This is a genomic window from Roseiflexus sp., from assembly GCF_057785375.1.
This window is the reverse complement of sequence record NZ_JBYNRX010000035.1, coordinates 1-19,246: the sequence shown is the minus strand read 5'-3', so window position 1 is coordinate 19,246 and position 19,246 is coordinate 1. Positions and strand designations below refer to the sequence as shown.

The 19,246-nt window shown below is 60.5% G+C and carries 16 protein-coding genes; 7 read left to right on the top strand and 9 right to left on the bottom strand.

Annotation, left to right across the window (positions count from 1 at the left end; genetic code table 11):
* Window positions 1-367 precede the first annotated feature (367 nt).
* The 6 genes from mscL to AC3EA7_RS05795 all read left to right on the top strand — a co-directional run bounded on the left by mscL (window position 368) and on the right by AC3EA7_RS05795 (window position 6,691).
* The gene (mscL, locus tag AC3EA7_RS05820) at window positions 368-754 is read left to right on the top strand and encodes a large conductance mechanosensitive channel protein MscL (RefSeq protein WP_488613094.1); all 387 of its coding nucleotides are present in this window, start codon (window positions 368-370) and stop codon (window positions 752-754) included.
* Window positions 755-936: 182 nt separating this feature from the next.
* The gene (locus AC3EA7_RS05815) at window positions 937-1,647 is read left to right on the top strand and encodes a glycosyltransferase (RefSeq protein WP_488613093.1); all 711 of its coding nucleotides are present in this window, start codon (window positions 937-939) and stop codon (window positions 1,645-1,647) included.
* Window positions 1,644-2,330, top strand: coding sequence for a TVP38/TMEM64 family protein (locus AC3EA7_RS05810; RefSeq protein WP_488613092.1), 687 nt, complete (start codon window positions 1,644-1,646; stop codon window positions 2,328-2,330). The genes AC3EA7_RS05815 and AC3EA7_RS05810 overlap by 4 nt, the downstream gene beginning before the upstream one ends.
* A gap of 311 nt (window positions 2,331-2,641) precedes the next feature.
* Complete coding sequence (locus AC3EA7_RS05805; RefSeq protein ID WP_488613091.1) at window positions 2,642-3,787, top strand: glycosyltransferase family 4 protein; 1,146 nt, start codon at window positions 2,642-2,644, stop codon at window positions 3,785-3,787.
* Window positions 3,784-4,506 (top strand): CehA/McbA family metallohydrolase, encoded by a 723-nt coding sequence (locus AC3EA7_RS05800; RefSeq protein WP_488613090.1) that lies wholly within the window; start codon window positions 3,784-3,786, stop codon window positions 4,504-4,506. Before AC3EA7_RS05805 ends, AC3EA7_RS05800 begins: the two co-directional genes overlap by 4 nt.
* An 889-nt stretch (window positions 4,507-5,395) precedes the next feature.
* Window positions 5,396-6,691, top strand: coding sequence for a TrmH family RNA methyltransferase (locus AC3EA7_RS05795; protein ID WP_488613089.1), 1,296 nt, complete (start codon window positions 5,396-5,398; stop codon window positions 6,689-6,691).
* 129 nt (window positions 6,692-6,820) lie between these two features.
* On the opposite strand, the gene AC3EA7_RS05790 is transcribed toward AC3EA7_RS05795, so the two are convergent.
* From AC3EA7_RS05790 to hflX, 4 genes are all read right to left on the bottom strand, one after another.
* A complete protein-coding gene (locus AC3EA7_RS05790; RefSeq protein WP_488613088.1) occupies window positions 6,821-7,762 on the bottom strand; it encodes a Dam family site-specific DNA-(adenine-N6)-methyltransferase in 942 nt (313 codons plus the stop codon).
* Entirely contained in the window at window positions 7,759-8,541 is a 783-nt protein-coding gene (locus AC3EA7_RS05785) for a type II restriction endonuclease (protein ID WP_488613087.1), read from the bottom strand. The genes AC3EA7_RS05790 and AC3EA7_RS05785 overlap by 4 nt, the downstream gene beginning before the upstream one ends.
* Before the next feature lie 371 nt (window positions 8,542-8,912).
* Complete coding sequence (locus AC3EA7_RS05780) at window positions 8,913-9,851, bottom strand: alpha/beta fold hydrolase (RefSeq protein ID WP_488613086.1); 939 nt, start codon at window positions 9,849-9,851, stop codon at window positions 8,913-8,915.
* Window positions 9,852-11,216 carry a GTPase HflX gene (gene hflX / locus AC3EA7_RS05775; protein WP_488613085.1) on the bottom strand — a complete coding sequence of 455 codons (1,365 nt, stop codon included), beginning with the start codon at window positions 11,214-11,216 and terminating at the stop codon, window positions 9,852-9,854.
* 74 nt (window positions 11,217-11,290) lie between these two features.
* On the opposite strand from hflX, the gene AC3EA7_RS05770 reads away from it, so the two are divergent.
* Entirely contained in the window at window positions 11,291-11,701 is a 411-nt protein-coding gene (locus AC3EA7_RS05770) for a hypothetical protein (protein ID WP_488613084.1), read from the top strand.
* Between the two features lie 191 nt (window positions 11,702-11,892).
* On the opposite strand, the gene AC3EA7_RS05765 is transcribed toward AC3EA7_RS05770, so the two are convergent.
* From AC3EA7_RS05765 to AC3EA7_RS05745, 5 genes are all read right to left on the bottom strand, one after another.
* A complete protein-coding gene (locus AC3EA7_RS05765; protein ID WP_488613083.1) occupies window positions 11,893-12,396 on the bottom strand; it encodes a HyaD/HybD family hydrogenase maturation endopeptidase in 504 nt (167 codons plus the stop codon).
* Window positions 12,397-12,941: 545 nt separating this feature from the next.
* Window positions 12,942-13,709, bottom strand: a complete 768-nt coding sequence (gene cybH / locus AC3EA7_RS05760) for a Ni/Fe-hydrogenase, b-type cytochrome subunit (RefSeq protein WP_488613082.1) — start codon at window positions 13,707-13,709, stop codon at window positions 12,942-12,944.
* A gap of 8 nt (window positions 13,710-13,717) precedes the next feature.
* The gene (locus AC3EA7_RS05755) at window positions 13,718-15,430 is read right to left on the bottom strand and encodes a nickel-dependent hydrogenase large subunit (RefSeq protein ID WP_488613081.1); all 1,713 of its coding nucleotides are present in this window, start codon (window positions 15,428-15,430) and stop codon (window positions 13,718-13,720) included.
* A gap of 30 nt (window positions 15,431-15,460) precedes the next feature.
* Window positions 15,461-16,717, bottom strand: coding sequence for a hydrogenase small subunit (locus tag AC3EA7_RS05750; RefSeq protein ID WP_488613080.1), 1,257 nt, complete (start codon window positions 16,715-16,717; stop codon window positions 15,461-15,463).
* Window positions 16,718-16,868: 151 nt separating this feature from the next.
* Window positions 16,869-18,560, bottom strand: a complete 1,692-nt coding sequence (locus tag AC3EA7_RS05745) for an ABC transporter ATP-binding protein (RefSeq protein WP_488613079.1) — start codon at window positions 18,558-18,560, stop codon at window positions 16,869-16,871.
* Window positions 18,561-19,246 lie beyond the last annotated feature (686 nt).

Below are 19,246 nucleotides of genomic sequence, written 5' to 3'. Positions count from 1 at the left end.
ACGCCTGCACCGGCGACATCTTATAGTGCGATCAACCAGATATTGCACCATAATTGCCCGTGTCGACCGTCTTGCGGCTGACGTCGGCTTCGACAGGCTCAGCCAACGTCAGCCGCTCCGCGTCCTTGATCATCCGGGTTTTGCGTGGTCGATTGTGCGCCGTCTTCCCCAGATAAACGAATCGCATATATTTGAAACTTAGGGTATAATCCAAAGCATCAACACCATCGCATCAGTTCTCATACATTCATTTTCCCGCGAATCTGGCGCGCTCGAGCGATCAATATCGCTTATTGACGTCCTGCACGATAGAACTGTGAGCGCTTACTGATTTGTGTGGCAAACGTCTGGCGAAGGGGGCGCCATTATGTTCGACGGCTTCAGAAAGTTCATTATGCGCGGCAATGTGGTCGATCTGGCAGTCGGTGTCGTGATCGGCACTGCGTTTGGCGCCGTTGTCGACTCGCTGGTCAAAGACGTGTTGATGGCGATTATCGCTACACTGGTAGGACAACCAGACTTTTCGAATGTTCTGGTATTTGGAGCAGTACGGCTTGGCGCCTTTCTCACCGCCGTTATCAACTTCCTGCTGATCGCCGCCGCCATTTACTTTTTTGTGATTGTACCCATGAATAGACTGAACAGTCTGATCAAGAAACCTGAACCGCCGCCTGCGCCGCCGGAACCATCAGCAGAAGAGAAACTGCTGAGCGAAATTCGCGATTTGCTGCGACAAAACATAACCCGTGCTTAACAACCGCTTTACGAAGTTCCTGTAAGGTTAAGAGCGCGTCTGAAAAGTCAATTGGGTGAGCGAAGGCGGCGCCTTCGCCTACTCACATCAGGAGGCGAGTTTTCAGACACGCTCGAAAAGCCAGAAATTGCCAATCGAGCATTCAACAGCGAACGTTCAATATTGATGACACGAGGTGCGCAGTGCTTGACACCCTGAGTGTCGTGATTCCGACACGCAACGAAGCAGCATTGATCGGCAGATTTCTCGCCGCCCTTCCCGAATGGGTGGAACTGGTCGTCGTCGATGCCAGCGACGACGAGACCCCCGCCATCATCGAGCGCACACGACCGTACAATACCCGGCTTATCCGCTCGCCCGCCAGCATTGCGGAAGCGCGTGAGATTGGCGCTGCCGTTGCACGTGGCGAGTGGTTGATCTTTAGCGATGCCGATGTACGTTTCGCTCCCGGCTATTTCGAGCGTTTCGCGCGCTACGCCGGCGCCGATGCCGTCTACGGTCCCAAATATGCCACTTCAGCATACCGCTGGTACAGCACCATCTTTACCGGCGGGCAGCGGATGGCGCACACCCTTGGCTTCCCGGCGGCATCCGGCTCGAATATGGCGGTAAGACGTGAGGTGCTCGCGGCAATTGGCGGCTTTCGCCGTGACCTGCCGGTCAATGAAGACAGCGAACTCTTCCTGCGCCTTGCCCATCGCGGCTATCGCATCCGGTTCGCCGCCGATCTTGCGGTCTATTCGCTCGATGACCGCCGGCTGCGGCGCGGTGCGGTGCGTAAATTGTTGCACAGCACTGCGCGGTGCGCGCTGATTGCACTGGGGATGCGCGTACCCCTCCCGCAACGCCTCCTGCGCCACGACTGGGGATACTGGAGCGCCACGCGCCGATGAGTCTGCTGCGTGTTTCGACGCGCCGGGCATTGTTCCTCGGCAGCATCCTTGCTCTTGTGTTCGTGGCAATGTTCATCGGGCAGAGTGGCGCCGCACAACGGGTGTTCAGCGCTGCATCACCCGACGAGGCAGCCGCACTCCTGCGAGACTTCGGCATATGGACGCCGCTGGTCAGCATCCTGCTGATGGTGCTGCAATCGGTGCTGGCGCCGCTGCCCGGCTCCCTCGTCGCCGCCGCCAACGGCGCGATCTATGGCGTCTTGTGGGGGACGCTGCTCTCCTGGATTGGCGGCATGGCGGGGGGTCTGGCGACCTATGCGCTTGGACGCTGGTCTGGCGGCGTGCTGGCGCAGCGCTGGAAAGATTCACCCCTCTGGCGACGATTGACCGACATCGGCGCCTCACGCGGCTTCTGGATCGTCCTGATCGCCAGAATGACGCCGATTGTGTCGCTCGATTTTATCGGGTATCTGGCAGGCATGGCACGTCTGCCGCTCCCCTCGTACACGCTCGCCAACGCCATTGGCATCATCCCCGGCATGCTGGCGTATACCCTGATCGGCAGTGAACTGATCCAGGGACGCGCCCTCTCCTGGCAGATCGCCCTGGCGCTGCTCCTGATCGTTGCGCTGTTCGTCGTTGGACGACGCTGGCTGCAAGCTGAGGTACGAGGCGAGAGGTAAGAGGTAAGAGGCGAGAGGCGAGAGGCGAGAGGCGAGAGGCGAGAGGCGAGAGGCGAGAGGCGAGAGGCGAGAGGGGTTGAAGGTTGAAGGTTGAAGGTTGAAGGCAGGAAAGTTAACCCCTAATCCCTAATTCCTAACCCCTCACTCCTAATCCCTAATTCCTAACCCCTAATTCCTAATTCCTAATTCCTAATCCCTAACCCATTCTTTTCCTCCCCTTATCCTGCCGTTAACACCTTCATAGTCAAAGTGCAATCCAGGTATGCTACAGTCACGAATGGTGCGGCAAGCGAACACGCGGGAGCGCAGGAATGCGGATAGCACTGATCACCGAGACTTTTCTGCCCAACGTCAACGGCATCGTCACAACCTTGTGCCGCCTGCTGGAGCATCTCCAGAACGAAGGGCACGAAGCGTTGCTGTTTGCGCCGCAGGGCGCCCCCAAGTCCTATGCTGGCGCGCGGATCATCCCGCTGCGCGGCATTCCTTTCCCGCTCTATCCCGACATCCGTTTTACGCCGCCGCAACCGGGTATTGTGCCTGCGCTCCGACAGTTCCGCCCCGATCTGATCTACCTCGCCGGATTGATGGTTCTTGGTCCGGCGGCGCGTTTTGCGGCACGGCAACTGCGCATTCCAGCAATCGCCACGTACCATACCGATCTGCCTGCCTACAGCGTTCACTACGGTTTGGGAGCGCTACGCGAGGCGGCATATTCGTACTTGCGCTGGATCCATAACGCCTGTGCGCTGACCCTATGCCCTTCCTCGGCTATTCTGGCAGATTTGCGCCAGCGCGGATTTCGGCGGCTCCGCCTCTGGGGCCGTGGCGTCGATACCGTCCGCTTCCGCCCGGCAAACCGGCGTGAGGAGTGGCGCGTCGCCATCGGAGCACGCCCCGATGAGCGGGTATTGCTCTACGTCGGACGACTGGCAGCCGAAAAACGGCTCGACCTGCTGGCGGAAGCGTTGCGCAATGTGGATGGCATCCGTCTGGTGCTGGTCGGCGATGGACCGGCGCGACCTCAGCTTGAACGTCGGTTTGCCGGGATGCCGGTGACCTTCACCGGCTTTCTTGATGGACACGATCTGGCAGTGGCATATGCCAGTTCCGATCTGTTCGTCTTCCCTTCCGATACCGAAACCTTCGGGCAGGTGGTTCAGGAAGCAATGGCATCAGGGCTGCCGGTCATCGCTGCGCGCGCCGGCGGCGTCATCGACCTGGTGCGCGATGAGGAAACCGGCATTTTCTTCACACCTGGGTCGGCATATGATTTGCGCACCGCAGTCCACAGACTGGTCGCCAACCCCAGCCTGAGCAGCGCGTATGGACGGGCGGGGCGCGCTGCCGCCGAACAACGCTCCTGGCCCCGTGTACTCGACGAACTGATAAAATATTATCGGCGTGCGCTGCGCTGGCGTCCGCGCCTGCTGGCGCTCAGGAGAGCCTGGTCATGACCCTCTGGAACAAGGCGGATATTCACGTTCACACCCGGTACAGCGACGGGCACAGTTCGGTCGCGCAGGTGCTCGAATATGCCGATCACATCGGGTTGCGCGTGATCGCCATTACCGATCACGATACCATCGCCGGCGCGCTCGAGGCGCGGCGCATGGCGCGCGGCTTCGATGTCGAGGTGATCGTCGGCGAGGAGGTGTCCACTGCCGATGGTCACCTGCTGGTGTTGTTTCTCGAACGCGCCCTCCCTCCAGGACAACCCGCACCCAAAACGATTGCTGCTGCTCATGAGCAGGGGGCGATTTGCATCGTTGCGCACCCCTTCGATTGGCTGGTCTCTTCGTTTGGCGCACATCTGCTCCGCTCCTGCGGCGGCGACAACCCGGCCTGGCCCGTCGATGGCGTCGAGGTGTTCAACGCCAGCCTGCCGCTGCCGGGCATGAATGCGCGCGCCGCGTCCGTGGCAGCGATGCTCGGTCTGCCTGCCTGCGGCGGAAGCGATGCGCACCACTTCTCGACAGTGGGGCTTGGCTACACCCTCTTCCCCGGCACAACCGCCGACGACCTCCGACAGGCGATCATCCACGGCGACGTGCAGGCTGGTGGACGCTCATGGGCTGCCGGGCACTACGCCGCCGTTGCGAGCCTGCGCGCCCGCCGGGGACTCGCCCGCGCTGCGCGCGCCGTTACGCGCCCGGTGCGCGCCACAGGCCGCTGAGAAACACAACCGCTCCGCCTCATCCTCGTCCGACGGTTATGGAGTCTGAATATACATCCCTATATGCGCGTACCGACTCCAGAGGCTGGGTTGCGCCGGACGCTGCGGGCTAAAGCCCTCGCTGAGATCACACAAGCCCCTACGGGGCTTCCATGTCTCGAGTGCAGGTTTAGAGCCTGTCCGAAAAATCGCTGACTGAAGTGCGATCGGGTAGGCGAAGGCAATGCCTTCGCCTACCCAACGAGAGGGCGTGCGACCTGGCGGCGCGGGTCTACCGGATAACGTCGGTTGCAGGCTGTGGAAGCGGGCCTTCGTGCAAGCGGCGCGATCACGGAGGCGCTGCTTGCGATAGAGCGACCACAAAAGCGCAAAGACTCAGAGACGGTTGTATCAGGGGATGGCATTCTGGTGGAGATGCCGCCCATGCCGTATGTCTCCACCCGCTTGTGCTATACTCGACAGCGAGTACACTCGGAATAGCCCATCCCTGTGCAGCAGGACGCAACTGTTCACGGTGATGGCAAACGATGCCACCGGTCGCCCGAAACGGAGATTTGGCGTCCTCACGGGTGGAGAGGCTTTGGGGGCAATGGCTATATGACGTGTCCTGGCGCCGTCTTTACCCTCATCTCTCTGCTTCCTTCTCCTGCACGCTGGAGAAGGGGGAATTGAAGCGTCCTGATGCCTCGAACGGACGACTCGGCATAAAAGAGCGATCAACCAGTGTTGCACAATCATCACCCGTGTTGACCATCCTGCGGCAGACGTTGGCTGCGACAGGCTCAGCCCACATCTGCCGCTCCACGTCCTTGATTGTCCGGGTGTTGGTTGATCGCTCGATAAGAGAGCGACGGCACGATCCACGTCTTGTGAGGGAAGGGTAAAGCGTGTGGCTATCATTATCGAGAACCTGGATGCCGCACGATCAGCGCTGATCGACCTGCTGCGCCGGGAATACGACGCTGAACATAACGACCTGGTTGCTGACTTCTTCGACGCCGACCGCGCGGCAGTGCGCGTCCTGGCGTCGGGATGGGGAACCATCGACGGCATGCTGGTATACCGCTCAGAAACGCGCTTTGCTGCTACAACACGCGCAATGGTTGTGGCTGCCCACGAACGCGCACTGCGCGATCTACTCCTGGCTGCGCCACGCGGCGACGTGCTGCTGTTTCTGGCAGCCGGCGCGTGGACGTTGCCGACGCTCGCTGAACTGTTCGACGGGCATGAAGTCGCACCGCGTCCACCGCTAAGGCGCCCCGGCATTCATCTGTTCATTGGCGTTCGGCGCGGCAGCGAAATGCTCCCCGTCATCGACGACGACACACTATTCCGTGGTCCCCCACTAGCGCGCGCCGACCTGCCGCCCCCGGCGCAGGGGCAAACCCTCAGCAGCGCCAGAGACCCGATTGTCGCCCGCCTGCGCGACCTCGGCAATGCGGCAGGTCGGCGCGCGCGCGGTCAATTCCTTGCCGAAGGTCCCCTCCTCGCCTCCCGCGCCCTTGATGATCTGCCGGTCGAGGACCTGTTCTACACCGGCGATCTGCTGCGCGATCCGACAGGCGCAGCGCTGCTCCGGCGCGCGGCAGACCTGGATGTGCCCGCCTACCGCATTTCCGAAGGTCTGATGGGCTTGATCACTCCCACCCGCCCGATCCCCGCCGTCATCACCGCAATTTGGGGGCGGGTGCGCGACGTCGCCGACTACCGCCCCGGCAGGCGCGCCGTCATTCTGGTCACGGAGCAGATCAACAATCCCGAAAACCTGGGCATGACGTTGCGCACTGCCGATGCCGCCGGAGCCGAAGCGGTCGTCGTGGCAGGCGGCGGCGCCGACCCGCTCCACCGCGAATGTGTACGCGCCGCGCGCGGCGCCGTGGGGCGCATCCCGATCTATGCCTGCGCCGATCTGCCCGCCTGGATCGGGCGACTGCGCGCACAGGGCATCCACGTCGCCGGCGCAACCGGCAATGTCGAGCAGACCCTGTACGACGCCGACCTGCCCATCCCGCTGGCGATCATCGTCGGTAATGAAACCGAGGGATTGACCAGTGCGACGCTGGCGGCCTGTTCGTCGCTGGTGCGCATCCCCATGGCCTCCGGGCAGGATTCGTTGAACGTCGGTGTGGCAGCGGGGGTGATACTGTATGAAATTGTGAGGCAAAGGTTGAAGGTTGCAGGTTGAAGGCGGGAACATACCCGACCCGCGTATCTTATCATAATGAACGACGTGCTTGAAGTTCCAGCTAACGAAAGCATCACCCGCAGGCGAGCCGAGCGCAGCGAGGCAAAGCCTGTCGGGTGCATGCGCTGGTTAGCCTGCCTGTTCATGTAAAGCAAATGCCAATTGGAGGGGCTTCTCAGATTTTGTAGTCTCAATAAGCGCCGTCTCATAACCAGGTTTTATCAACAAGGCTTCTTCCATTGAGTTTCTGAGATTTTCTGTTGAACCTACATGATAAAAATGAGTAAAGGTTCTTTCTACTAGCCCATCCCAGTAAGAAGCAATGTGTTGATTAAGGCGATACTTATTTTCTTTCCACATAGACAATGCAAAACCACATGGCAAGTTTCGAGTAATTCTTGCCAAATCTGCTGCGTCGTCTTCTGACCAATCCTGATAGTAATCTGTATGCCTACCGATGTAGGGTGGATCAAGATAAACAAAGTCATCTGCATTTACATTGCCAAGAACTTCTCGCCAGTCTCCAGTTAAAAACACCCACTCTTTGCCTTGCATTATTCTGCGTATTCGAGAGATTTGATTTACTATCTTGGTTACATAGGCTTGACGAAAGCGATCTGGCTTGCGACAAAACGGAACATTGAATTCTCCCTTGCTATTAAATCGCATAACCCCATTGAAACACGACCTGTTGAGGAAAATAAAATCTAAAGGGTCTTCAGTTCTATTGAAGCGTTCTCGGACTACATAATAATAATCTTCGCCCTTTGACAATAACTTTTTACCTTCTTCGGTCAAGTATGACCTTACTTGTTCAGGCGACAAGTCTCCATCGTAAATCATCTGGTATAACCTAATGATGTGGGGATTAACATCATTGAGTAGTGCGCGTTCTGGCTGAACATTGAATAATACTACACCCGATCCGAGGAATGGTTCTATCCATTTTCCTTTGCCATCCCAGGAAATGTGGCTCAAGATAAATTTGACAAGTTTCGTTTTAATTCCCTGACACTTTATCGGAGGGACGATAACCTGTTTTACTGTACGCGGCAAACTTTGGAGAATCACTTCGCCAAACCTTTGTATTTCAAGTAACTTCGCAAATTTGTGTAAGGCGGTCGTTTCAGCTCCGCTGCTCTTGCCATATCTTTGGTCAAGTAATACATCCAGTAGTCATCGAAGACATCTTCTCCTAATGAGGCGAACGGCCCAGAGCCATTTACAAGTTTATCAATTTCCGTGACTGAACCAATGTTCTTGGTATTGCCACTTCCTGGACGGTCGGCTGCGATGCGATATTTTTCCTGAGCAAAGAACTGAAAGTCTTTGATAACGGATGTAATCTGTTCAAGTTCATCAAGGGTATATCTTCTCCGCGCATCAATCAAATCATCTGTCTTTGAATAAATTACACCCAGAACGAAATGACCGCTATAAGAACCATAAGGAAAGGTTATGTTTTTTGTGCTATTCCTTTCTCGGAAATACCCAGTAAAGGCACCTAGTGTCATTCCATTCACACGGTTGCCATCAACTCTGTAAGTGCTTTTCAAGTCAAGCACGAAGCGATGTCTATCATCATCTACAAAACTTATATCAGGATAGAAGTTCTGCTGTTCCGACAAGACCATTTTGAGTCCGCGCTTTTCGGCAAACCGTGCAAGTTCTGGGAACAACAAAAGTTCCATGATTTTTGAGATAACTTTGGTGTCCACTGAAATGGTGTAAATGTTCTTAGCTATATCAATAAATCCCTTGATAATCCATTCGCCGCTTGGAGTAGAAACTGCCGAATTAAACGTTGCCACTTCTGTCTGAAGTGCGATCAGAAAATCGTTTTTATCCATTGCTGTATTGTACCACCTAGATTCAGAAAGGTAGGCTAACCAGCACATCGACGTCAGCCACCGTCGCAAGTGCACTATGCACACCATCATTGTAGAATTTCGGCGTCAGGATGCCACGTTGTTGATAAGCCTCTGCGAGTTCAAGGGCGCTCCTGTTCACAGTCAGAACTTCAGCAGCGCCGGACACGAGTTCCGTGTACAGTGTTTGTACATCTACGGGAGCATTGGCAACCTTGACAGTCACAATCTCAGACAAAACGGGCACAAATAAACTGCGGCGAATATCCCTGATAAGTCCGTTCGACCAGGGAGCGAACTCGGCATCGAAGCACCCCCCAGCACGGAGGTATCAAGGTAGACTCCTGGAACTTTCATGTTCCTATCTCATCTCCCCGGAGGAACCCAACCATCGCCTCATTCACCTCCGCCGCGCGTTCTTCGTAGGGCAGGTGGCCAGTGTGGTCGTAGACGATCAGACGAGCGTCGGGGAGGATGCGTTCCAGGCGGCGCCCCTCGTCCACCGGAAACACCGTGTCGCCATCGCCCCACAGCAGCAGCGTCGGCGGGCGGATCGACGTCAGGTTCTCCGGCGCCGGCAGCGGTCCGTCCTTTGGCGAGCGCGCCTGCCAGACCTGCGCCGCCGCCGTGCCGCGCACATACAGCGGCGCGGCGTACCCCGCGCTCACCTCGTCGGTCAACCAGTCGTGGCGCTTCGAGAGGGAACGCAGCCCGACGCCGACCAGCGACGGCGCCAGGACATAGTACGAGAGCGCCTGACCGATCAGCGGCAGACGGGCAAGCGCAGCAATCGGCGGACGCCCGACGGTGAACGCCTCAGGGCAGATCGCAACGATGCGCTGCACCCGCTGCGGAGCAAGCAGCGCCATCTGAAACGCCACCCGCCCGCCGAACGAGTGCCCGACCACATCGAACGTCCTGATCTCAAGTGCATCGAGCGCCTGCAACAACACCTGCGCCTGATCGTGCGTCGAGTAGACCGGCGCCGCAGGACGAGGGGATGCACCGTAGCCGATGAGATCAATCGTCACCACCCGCCGTCCGGCGGCGGCGAGCGCGGCGCGTTGCGAGCGCCAGGCGAACGCCCAGGCAGCAAACCCGTGGACGAGCAGCGCCACCGGAGCATCGCGCGGACCCTCATCGGTGTAGTGCAGGTTGTACTCGCCGACCTGCACAAAATGCTGAACACCCGGCAGTTCAGCCGGGTGCAACTGCTCGCGGAGCGGCGTCAGCGCAATTGGGGCAAGCAACGCTGCCATGCTCACAGCGGCGAATGGTGGTAGTGGATTCATCTATGTAGCAAACACAGGGCGCGAAAATGGCTCGAACCAGCGCACCAACTCAACCGGCAGACGCCCGGCGATCAACGTCCCTTCCGCTTCGTACCGCTCTTCGTCAATCACGCCGCGCGTATGCCAGAGCGACACCAGATCGTTGCGGCGGTAGGGGATCAGCGCCGTCAGCGGGATCATGCGCTCGCTCAGCGTCTGCTCGATGCGTTGCAACAGCGTATCGAGACCCCACCCTTTGCGCGCCGATACCGCCACATAATCGTCCGGCATGCCCAGCGTTTCCGCAATTCTGCCCACCTCGGCTTCATCGACGCCGGCCATGAGATCGACTTTGTTGAGCACCGTGAGGATCGGGCGATCTTCAACCTGCAGATCGCGCAGCGTATCGAGAACCGTCTGCGTCTGCTGCGCTGCATTCGGGTGTGTTATGTCGAGCACGTGCAGCAACACATCCGCCTCACGGATCTCTTCGAGGGTTGCGCGGAACGCCGCTACCAGGTGCGTTGGCAGTTTCTGAATAAACCCGACAGTGTCAGTCAGAAGGATCTGCTGCCCGCCGGGAAGCGCCACCTGGCGCGTTGTCGGGTCGAGCGTAGCGAACAACCGGTCTTCGGCGCGCACGTTAGCGCCAGAAAGGGCGTTGAGCAGCGTCGATTTTCCGGCGTTTGTGTATCCGACGATTGCCGCCACCGGGATGCCGCTCTGGCGACGCCGTTCGCGGTAGACCTCGCGGTGGCGATGCACGTCCTCGATCTGCTGTTCGAGCCACTGGATGCGGCGCGCAATCAGGCGCCGGTCGACTTCGAGCTGCGTTTCGCCCGGACCGCGCAGACCGACGACGCCGCCTGCCGAAGCGCCACCGCCGCCAGCCTGACGCTCCAGGTGCGTCCATTGTCGTCGCAGACGGGGGAGCAGGTAGCGGTACTGCGCCAGTTCGACCTGCACGCGCCCTTCGTGGGTCTGCGCATGGCGCGCGAAGATGTCGAGGATCAGGACGGTGCGGTCCAGCACGCGCGTCTGTAAGGCATCTTCGACGTTGCGCGCCTGTGCTGGCGTCAATTCATCATCGAACACGACGAGATCATAGCGCAACGTGTCGCGGAGCGCGGCGATTTCTTCGATCTTACCGGGACCAACGAAATAACGCGGGAAGGGCTGCTTGAGGCGCTGATACGTGCTGCCAACTACATCAAGACCGGCGGTGTCAGCCAGCAGGGCGAGTTCCTGGAGCGAGTCTTCGGCTTTCCATGCACTGCGGCCACCGGTCAGTTCCACACCGACGAGAAAAGCGCGTTCACGGGGCGGGCGGGTTTCGTAGAGGCGGCGCCCGCTGTTGGGGGTCGTCTGATCGTCTCTGATCGCCATGCTCCTTGCAGGTAGATCGTATCCGTAGCATTATTCTAGCATGTCCTGGTACGGGGAGCAAGCAGCGATCAACGATGCCCGTCACCCGTACCCGGCGCGGCACTCGCGACAGACCCGCCGCTGCTGCCCGTGACTTCCTGGCAGCGCCCTCAGCCGCACAGGTGACGGTCATCTCTGCCACGATCCCCGGCGCTGCCCGTGACACCCCGATCGCGCCCGCAACCGCCCCGCCGATGCCCGTCACCCGCACCCGGCGCGACGCGCGCGGTAGACCCGCCGCTGCTGCCCATGACCTCCTGGTTGCGCCCGCAACCATGCGGGTGACGGTCATCTCCGCCACGATCCCCGGCGCTGCCCACGACCTCCTGGCAGCACCCTCAGCCACCCCGCCGATGCCCGTCACCCGCACCCGGCACGACGCGCGCGGCAGACCCGCCGCTGCTGCCCGTGACCTCCTGGCTGCGCCCGCACCCGGCGCGCCTTGACTGCACCACCCCAGGGCTGCTCGCGACCTCTCAAAGGTAGAGTTTTTCAGGCGCGAGGGGCGTTTTCCGCGTCTCGAAGCCTTTTTCGTCCTCACCCCCCTTCCCTCTCTCCAGCAAAGCCGGAGAGGGGGAGTTGAGGCATTTTGATACCCAAAAACAGGTGATGCAATGTGAGGGTTTGCTAGAAGAATCTACACCTGTGAACTGCTCGGATGACGGTCATCTATACCAGGGACCCCCCATGATCGCAACTCAGCAACCACCTCCTCCACCAGTGCATCAAGGTTTGCCTGCACCGGCGCCGAGAGGTCCAGCCCTGGTTCGATCCGCAACGGTTCCATACCCAGCAACACGATGCGCGGCGGTGTATGCCCGCGCAGCGCCATCACGGCCAGAAGTTCCTGCAAGCCCACCTGGTGCATCGACATTTTGAGCGCCAGAGTCTGCGGTATCTGCTCATTCTCCAGCCGCACAATCGTACCGGGTGAATAGCCGGCATTGATGGCATCGATGATGAGCAGGTCGGTGATCCCTTCAAGGTACGGCAACAGATCAAGCCCTAGCGTTCCGCCATCGAGCACGATCACACCGTCGGGCAGACGATAGCGTTGGGTCAGGCGCTCACAGGCGCGCACGCCCAACCCTTCGTCGCGCATGATGATGTTGCCCAGACCGAGGACGAGGATTGCTGGCATGATTATCGTTCTTTCCGCCAAGACCCTTGAGGTCGGGCGATGTCCGTGCCGGGTGAAGCGCCCGGCGAAACACGGGCGCGCCTCCGGCGCGGGCGTGCCTCCGGCACGCGGGCGCGCCAGCGGCGCGCCCTTACCTTTGCCCTTCCCACGTGCACCGGCAACGTTCACCCCGCCTCCGGCGCGCGGGCGCGACTGGGATACAAAACGGGATTTTTACTGCGCTTTCCACCCCGCCTCCGGCGCGCGGGCGCGCCACTGCCGCACGGCGCGCCCCCGGCGCGCCCCGACCTTTGCCCGTCCCACGTGCACCGGCAACGTTCACCCTGCCCCCGGCCCGGCGCGCCCCTACCTTTGCCCTTCCCACGTGCACCGGCAACGTTCACCCGGCCTCCGGCGCGCGGGCGCGCCACTGACGCACGGGCGCGCCCCCGGCGCGCCCCTACCTTTGCCCTTCCCACGTGCACCGGCAACGTTCACCCTGCCCCCGGCGCACGGGCGCGCCACTGACGCACGGGCGCGCCCCTACACCTGGAACCTTCCCACGTTCAACGTTCAACCCCGCGCGTCTCCGGCTTCGCCACATGTGGCGCTTTACCATCCTGTTTGCCGTTCTGCTTGCCGTTCTGGGCGATCACCTGCTCGATCCAATCTGGCTGCTGATTCTTTGGCAGGAACTTATAGCCGCTGAAGATGCTCGACATCAGACCGTTGCCCTCTTCCATGTCGATCAGCCACGCGGCATACACATGGTGCACGACGAACGCCAGAATGAGGTACATGATGATGTGATGTCCGAGCCGCAGCATCTGGAGCGACGCAAATGACGTAACCCAGTTGGTGAGGGTGTGCCAGATGCTCGCGGGATGCAACTGACCGTAGAGCGTGAAGCCGGTAAAGACGCTCAGACCGTACAGGAAAACAATGATCATGTACGATGTGCCTGCCAGCGCATTGTGCCCGGCGACCTCTGGCGGATGGCGGCGCAGGAAGAAATAGTACTGGATCGCGTGCCATGTGTTCTCGCGCCCTTCCTTCGTCAGGAAGGGGAACAACCCGCGCCAGCTCGCCCACTGATTGCCGACGAACGCCCAGTAGGTGCGCAGGAGCAGGCTCGCTACGAAGACGTAGGCGAATGCGAAGTGCAGGAAACGCATCGTTCCCATGAAGTAGATGCCCCATGGTTCGCGCGTGCTCACGAAGATGTACGGGTTGGCGATGTAGTAGCCGGTGAACGAGAGCATCACGATGCTCAGCACATTGACCCAGTGCGTCAGGCGCACCGGGACTTCCCATACATAGACTCGTCGTCGCATGGCACACCTCACTGCACCCTGACGCGGGTGATCTCGACGCCACGGGCATCCACCAGGTGAACTGCGCACGCCATGCACGGGTCGAAGGAGTGGACAGTGCGCAGGATTTCGATCGGTTGCTCCGGGTCGGTGACAGGCGTGTCGATCAGGGCAGATTCGTAGGGTCCACGCACATCACGCGCATCGCGCGGCGAGCCATTCCACGTCGTCGGAACGACTGCCTGATAGTTGACGATCTTGCCGTCCCTGATCCGCACCCAGTGCCCGAGCGAGCCGCGCGGCGCTTCCATCGATCCCCAGCCGACGGCTTCTTTGGGCCAGTTCGCCGGACTCCACTTCGTGCTGTTATGAACAGCCAGGTTGCCTGACGCCATATTTGCCGCCAGTTCGTCGATCCATTCCGGCAACAGTTCGGCGAGCAGCGCTGTTTCGATTGCGCGCGCCGCCGTGCGCCCCAACGTCGAGAAGAGCGCCGCTGGACCCACCCCCAACTGCGCGAGCGTTGCGTTCACCAGTTCCTGAATTCGCTGCTGACCGGAAGCATATCCCACCAGCATGCGCGCCAGCGGACCAACCTCCATCGGCATGTCGTTATAGCGCGGCGTTTTGAGCCAGGAGTATTTGCTATCGGTGTTGAGCCAGTCATAGGGCGGCTGCGGACCGGTGTAGTTCGGAATGGTCTCGCCTTTCCACGGGTGAAGCGCCTGTTGATCGCCTTCGCTGTAGCGGAACCAGGAATGCGCGACATACTCGGTCACACGCTCGTGGTTCATGGGCAGCGGCTTCTGATCGATATTCTTGTTCACAATCACGCCGCGCGGCAGCCAGTAACTGGCGACATTGCCATCCTTTGCGGCGGGGAAGTCGCCATACGACAGATAGTTGCCCACCCCCGCGCCAAGTCCCGCCCAGTCTTTGTAGAATGATGCGATGGCAAGGATATCGGGAATGTAGACTTTACTCACAAACGTGCGCGCCTGCTCGGCGAGCATCTTCAACTGCGCGATGCGGATGGTATTGATCGCCTGCTGTGCATTCGGGTCGAGCGGCGCTGCCATCCCGCCGACGAGGTACGTCTGCGGATGGGGATTCTTGCCGCCGAGAATGGCGTGAATCCTGATGACGTCCTTCTGCCACTCCAGCGCCTCCAGGTAGTGCGCCACCGCCATCAGATTGGCTTCAGGCGGCAGAGCATATGCCGGATGCCCCCAGTAGGCGTTGCCGAAAATCCCCAGTTGTCCGCTGTCCACGAACTTTTGCAACCGCCCCTGCACGCCTTTGAAGTAGGCTGGTGATGATTTAGGCCAGTCGGAAATGCTCTGCGCCAGTTCCGATGTTTTGACCGGATCGGCGCTGAGCGCGCTCACGATATCTACCCAATCCAGCGCGTGCAGGTGATAGAAGTGGATGACATGGTCCTGCACGTACTGCGCGCCAGCGATGATGTTGCGAATAAGGCGAGCATTATCGGGAATCTGAATCTCAAGCGCATTCTCGACGGCGCGCACCGAAGCGAGGGCGTGGACGGTCGTGCAGACGCCGCAGATGCGTTGCGCAAACACCCAGGCATCGCGCGGATCGCGCCCACGCAGCACGATCTCCATGCCGCGGAACATTGTCGAACTGCTCCAGGCATCAACAATGCGCCCTTGCTCGATCTGCGCTTCGATACGCAGGTGTCCCTCGATGCGCGTGATTGGATCAATGGCGATCTTTGCCATAGCGCTTCCTCCGCTGCTCTGTTCAACCGGTCAGGACGCGGACGGTCCATCTCTGCCGGGACGGTCGCTCTCTTCGCTTTCGCCCGATGCGATAGCCTTCCCGGACTCTACCGCTGGCGCCTCCGCCACTTTGACTGGTCCTGCAATCTGTTCCACAACGTGAACCGCGCGTTCTGCGGCTTCCACCAGCGTCTCGCCACCATCGTGCGCCGCAATTGGCTGCATCCGCGCCCGAACTGCGCTTGCGACTCCATGCACCACACCAGCTGCCGCCACCACACCAACCGCGACTACGCCCAGCGTGTCGGCGGTTACTTCGACGCCAAAGCCCTCGATGTTCGGTAGACGCTCGTAGAAGGGCGTCATGGTATCCCAGAAGCGCGGCGACATACAGCCAACGCATCCGTGACCGGCGCCAATGGGCCAGTACGAGGTTCCGTTCCACCCGATAGCCGGGCAGTTCGAGAGGGTTTGAGGTCCTTTGCACCCCATCTTGTACAGACACCATCCCAGACGGTGCCCCTCGTCGCCCCAGCGCTCGACGAAGCGACCTGAGTCGAAGTGACCACGACGCTCGCAGTTGTTGTGGATGAGTTGCCCATAGGCGAAGAAGGGGCGTCCCTGCTCGTCGGTTGCTGGCAGTTGTTTGAACGTCAGGTAATGAACAATGACCCCTGTCAGGTTGATGACATTCATCGGGCAGCCTGGCAGGTTGATCAGATTCTTGAGACCAGGCACCGCCTGACGCACCCCGACGGCGCCGGTCGGGTTCGGACTGGCAGCGGGCCAGCCGCCGTCCCAGGCGCAGGCGCCGACTGCGATCGTCGCCAGGGCGTTCGAGCACACACGCTCCGCGATGCTCAGCGCCGTCCGACCGCCGATGGTGCAGTACACTCCGCCATTGGCAGTCGGGATCGACCCTTCGACGATAGCGATGTACTGACCGGGATAGTGTTCCACGATAGCATCGAGCGAGTGTTCGGCGCGATGACCGGCCGGCGCCATGATCGTTTCGTGGTACTCCAGGCTGATCTGCTCCAGCACAATGTCGGCAACGCCAGGCGAATCGGCGCGCAGGAACGATTCGGTGTTGCCGGCGCAATCTTGAAACTCCAACCAGACAACCGGAAGACGTTCGGCGGTGTTCAGCGCCCTAGCGATACGCGGCGTGAACGTAGCGGGCAGGGCGAGCGTTGCGGTCATGGCAGCGCAGAACTTGAGGAATTGACGGCGCGAAACGCCGCGCGCTGCAAGACGTTCCTCCAGCGACGAAGGACGAGCAGGCATAGACAACCTCCTCAGATCGGAGAGCCGGTTGCGCCAGACGACGAGATTCTGTTCGGACGAATCGACTAAGGACGGGACGGAGAAAAGTACATCGTGGGCACGAGTATAGCAGCGATGTGGACGGAGTGTGTAATGTTTCGGCTACAAAAGGTTAACGAGTAGTAACCCCCTGCTCGCACCCGACGATGACGCCATCACGCAGGTGGTAAATGGTGGTTGCGAATTCCGTCACCGCCGGATCGTGCGATGCCATGATCAGCGTGACCCCTTCCTGATCGCACAGGGTGCGCAGCATGGTCAGCACCCGCCTGCCGGTGCGGCTGTCGAGGTCGCCGGTTGGTTCGTCTGCCAGGATGATACGTGGGTAGGTGACCAGCGCCCGCGCCAGTGCAACGCGCTGCTGCTGGCCACCGCTCAATTCATAGGGGCGATGATCGGTCCAATCACTCAACCCGACCGCTGCCAGCACGCGACGCACCCGTGCATCCCACCGGCGGCGAGGCGTTCGCCCGGTCAGGCGCAGTGCCAGTTCCACGTTCTCGAACGCTGACGATGTGGGCAGGAGCGCGAAACTCTGAAAAACGAACCCGATCCGGCGCCGTAGAATGGTCAGTTCGTCGGGACGCATCTGATCGACTCGTCGCCCTTCGATGACAACGCTGCCGCTCGTCGGGCGATCCAACCCGCCGATAATGTTCAACAGCGTCGTCTTACCGCTGCCGCTTGGTCCCATAAGGGCGATAAACGCACCCCGCTCGACGGTGAGATCGACGCCGCGCAATGCGTGGACCGCGTGAATGCCGATGCCGAATGTGCGGGTGACGCCTCGCACGTCGATGAGCGGTTCGGATGACGCCGGTGCGGCGACATCGAGGGACGTATCATCATCGTAGAGGTAATGGTGGTGGTGTTCGCCGGTTGTCTCCTCAATTGGAATGGCGATCCGGTCATCTTCTACCGGACGAATGAGCACGCCGCCATCGACGAGTTCGACGCGCGCGCGCCGCCCAATCCCCGCGAGCGCCCGTTGGTCGCCGGGGATCTGCAGGCGCCCGGTGCGATCAACAACGACGAGTTCTTCGGCGGCGCGCGCGCGCCCGCGCTGTCCAGCACCCGCCGACGCTCCATTGCCGCTGCCGTCGTCGCGGCGCGTTTCAGTGCTGGTGCGACCGTCACGAATGGCGATCACCCGGTCTGCCTGCTCTGCCACACGCGGATCGTGCGTGACCAGCACGATCGTCAGGCCGTAGCGCGTCCGCAGGTCGCGGAGCAGCGTCAGCACCCGCTGCGCCGTGTCCCAGTCCACCTCGCCGGTCGGCTCGTCGCCGAGCAGGATGCGTGGCCGGTTTGCCAGCGCACAGGCGATAGCAACGCGTTGCTGTTGACCGCCAGACAACTGTGTGATGGGGGTCGAGGCTTTGTCTGCCATGCCAACCGCTTCCAGCAATTCGTCCGCCCAGGCGCACCGTTCACGCCCGCTGCGCCCGGCAAAGGTCATCAGCAATTCGATATTCTCGCGCGCGCTGAGATAGGGTAGCAGGTTGCGGGTCGTCTGCTGCCAGATGAAGCCGACCCGTTCCCGACGGTAGGCGCTCACCTGAGCAGGCGTCAGCGCGGTCAGATCGAGACCATCGACGATCAACCGGCCAGCGGACGGGCGATCAAGACCGCCAATGGCGCTGAGAAGCGTGGATTTGCCTGAGCCGGAAGGACCAACCAGCGCCAGAAACTCGCCCCGCGCCACTTCGAGGTCCAATCCCTGGAGCGCCACCACCTCGAGTTCGGCGACCTTGTAGATTTTCACCAGACCACTGGCATGAATAATGTGATTGGCTGTGTTCATGATCTATCGTATCGCGCCAGCAAATAAGCGAATGGGTCAACGAATGGGTTAGCGAATAAAAGAAACAAGCGGGTCAATGGTCAACGTGCAACGTTCAACCTCTACTCACCTCGCACCTGGCGCCTCGCACCTCGCGCCTCGCACCTGGCGCCTCGCGCCCCTGCGCTCCACCAAGATCACGAAAGGCACGAAGGGGCAATACCACCTTCCACCTTCGCACCTCGCACCTGGCGCCTCGCACCTCGCGCCTCGCACCTGGCGCCTCGCGCCCCTGCGCTCCACCAAGATCACGAAAGGCACGAAGGGGCAATACCACCTTCCACCTTCGCACCTCGCGCCTCGCGCCCCTGCGCTCCACCAAGATCACGAAAGGCACGAAGGGGCAATACCACCTTCCACCTTCGCACCTCGCACCTGGCGCCTCGCACCTCGCGCCTCGCACCTCGCGCCTCGCGCCCCTGCGCTCTACCAAGATCACGAAAGGCACGAAGGGGCAATACCACCTTCCACCTTCCACCTTCGCACCTTCGCACCTCTCGCCTCTCGCCTCTCACCTCTCGCCTCTCACCTCTCAGTTCACATCCCCCAATTTCACCGCCTGGAACAACCGGATGCGCGCCAGCGAGGCGCCAAGCGCCAACAACGAGAGCATCAGCGTCACGCCGAATGCCGCATAGATGCCCGCC

Bases quoted from the DNA above. Each gene is read 5' to 3' on its own strand.
- mscL (WP_488613094.1), top strand. From the start codon at position 368: ATGTTCGACGGCTTCAGAAAGTTCATTATGCGCGGCAATGTGGTCGAT.
- AC3EA7_RS05810 (WP_488613092.1), top strand. From the start codon at position 1,644: ATGAGTCTGCTGCGTGTTTCGACGCGCCGGGCATTGTTCCTCGGCAGC.
- AC3EA7_RS05805 (WP_488613091.1), top strand. From the start codon at position 2,642: ATGCGGATAGCACTGATCACCGAGACTTTTCTGCCCAACGTCAACGGC.
- AC3EA7_RS05800 (WP_488613090.1), top strand. From the start codon at position 3,784: ATGACCCTCTGGAACAAGGCGGATATTCACGTTCACACCCGGTACAGC.
- AC3EA7_RS05785 (WP_488613087.1), bottom strand. From the start codon at position 8,541: ATGGATAAAAACGATTTTCTGATCGCACTTCAGACAGAAGTGGCAACG.
- AC3EA7_RS05780 (WP_488613086.1), bottom strand. From the start codon at position 9,851: ATGAATCCACTACCACCATTCGCCGCTGTGAGCATGGCAGCGTTGCTT.
- hflX (WP_488613085.1), bottom strand. From the start codon at position 11,216: ATGGCGATCAGAGACGATCAGACGACCCCCAACAGCGGGCGCCGCCTC.
- AC3EA7_RS05770 (WP_488613084.1), top strand. From the start codon at position 11,291: ATGCCCGTCACCCGTACCCGGCGCGGCACTCGCGACAGACCCGCCGCT.
- AC3EA7_RS05765 (WP_488613083.1), bottom strand. From the start codon at position 12,396: ATGCCAGCAATCCTCGTCCTCGGTCTGGGCAACATCATCATGCGCGAC.
- cybH (WP_488613082.1), bottom strand. From the start codon at position 13,709: ATGCGACGACGAGTCTATGTATGGGAAGTCCCGGTGCGCCTGACGCAC.
- AC3EA7_RS05755 (WP_488613081.1), bottom strand. From the start codon at position 15,430: ATGGCAAAGATCGCCATTGATCCAATCACGCGCATCGAGGGACACCTG.
- AC3EA7_RS05750 (WP_488613080.1), bottom strand. From the start codon at position 16,717: ATGCCTGCTCGTCCTTCGTCGCTGGAGGAACGTCTTGCAGCGCGCGGC.
- AC3EA7_RS05745 (WP_488613079.1), bottom strand. From the start codon at position 18,560: ATGAACACAGCCAATCACATTATTCATGCCAGTGGTCTGGTGAAAATC.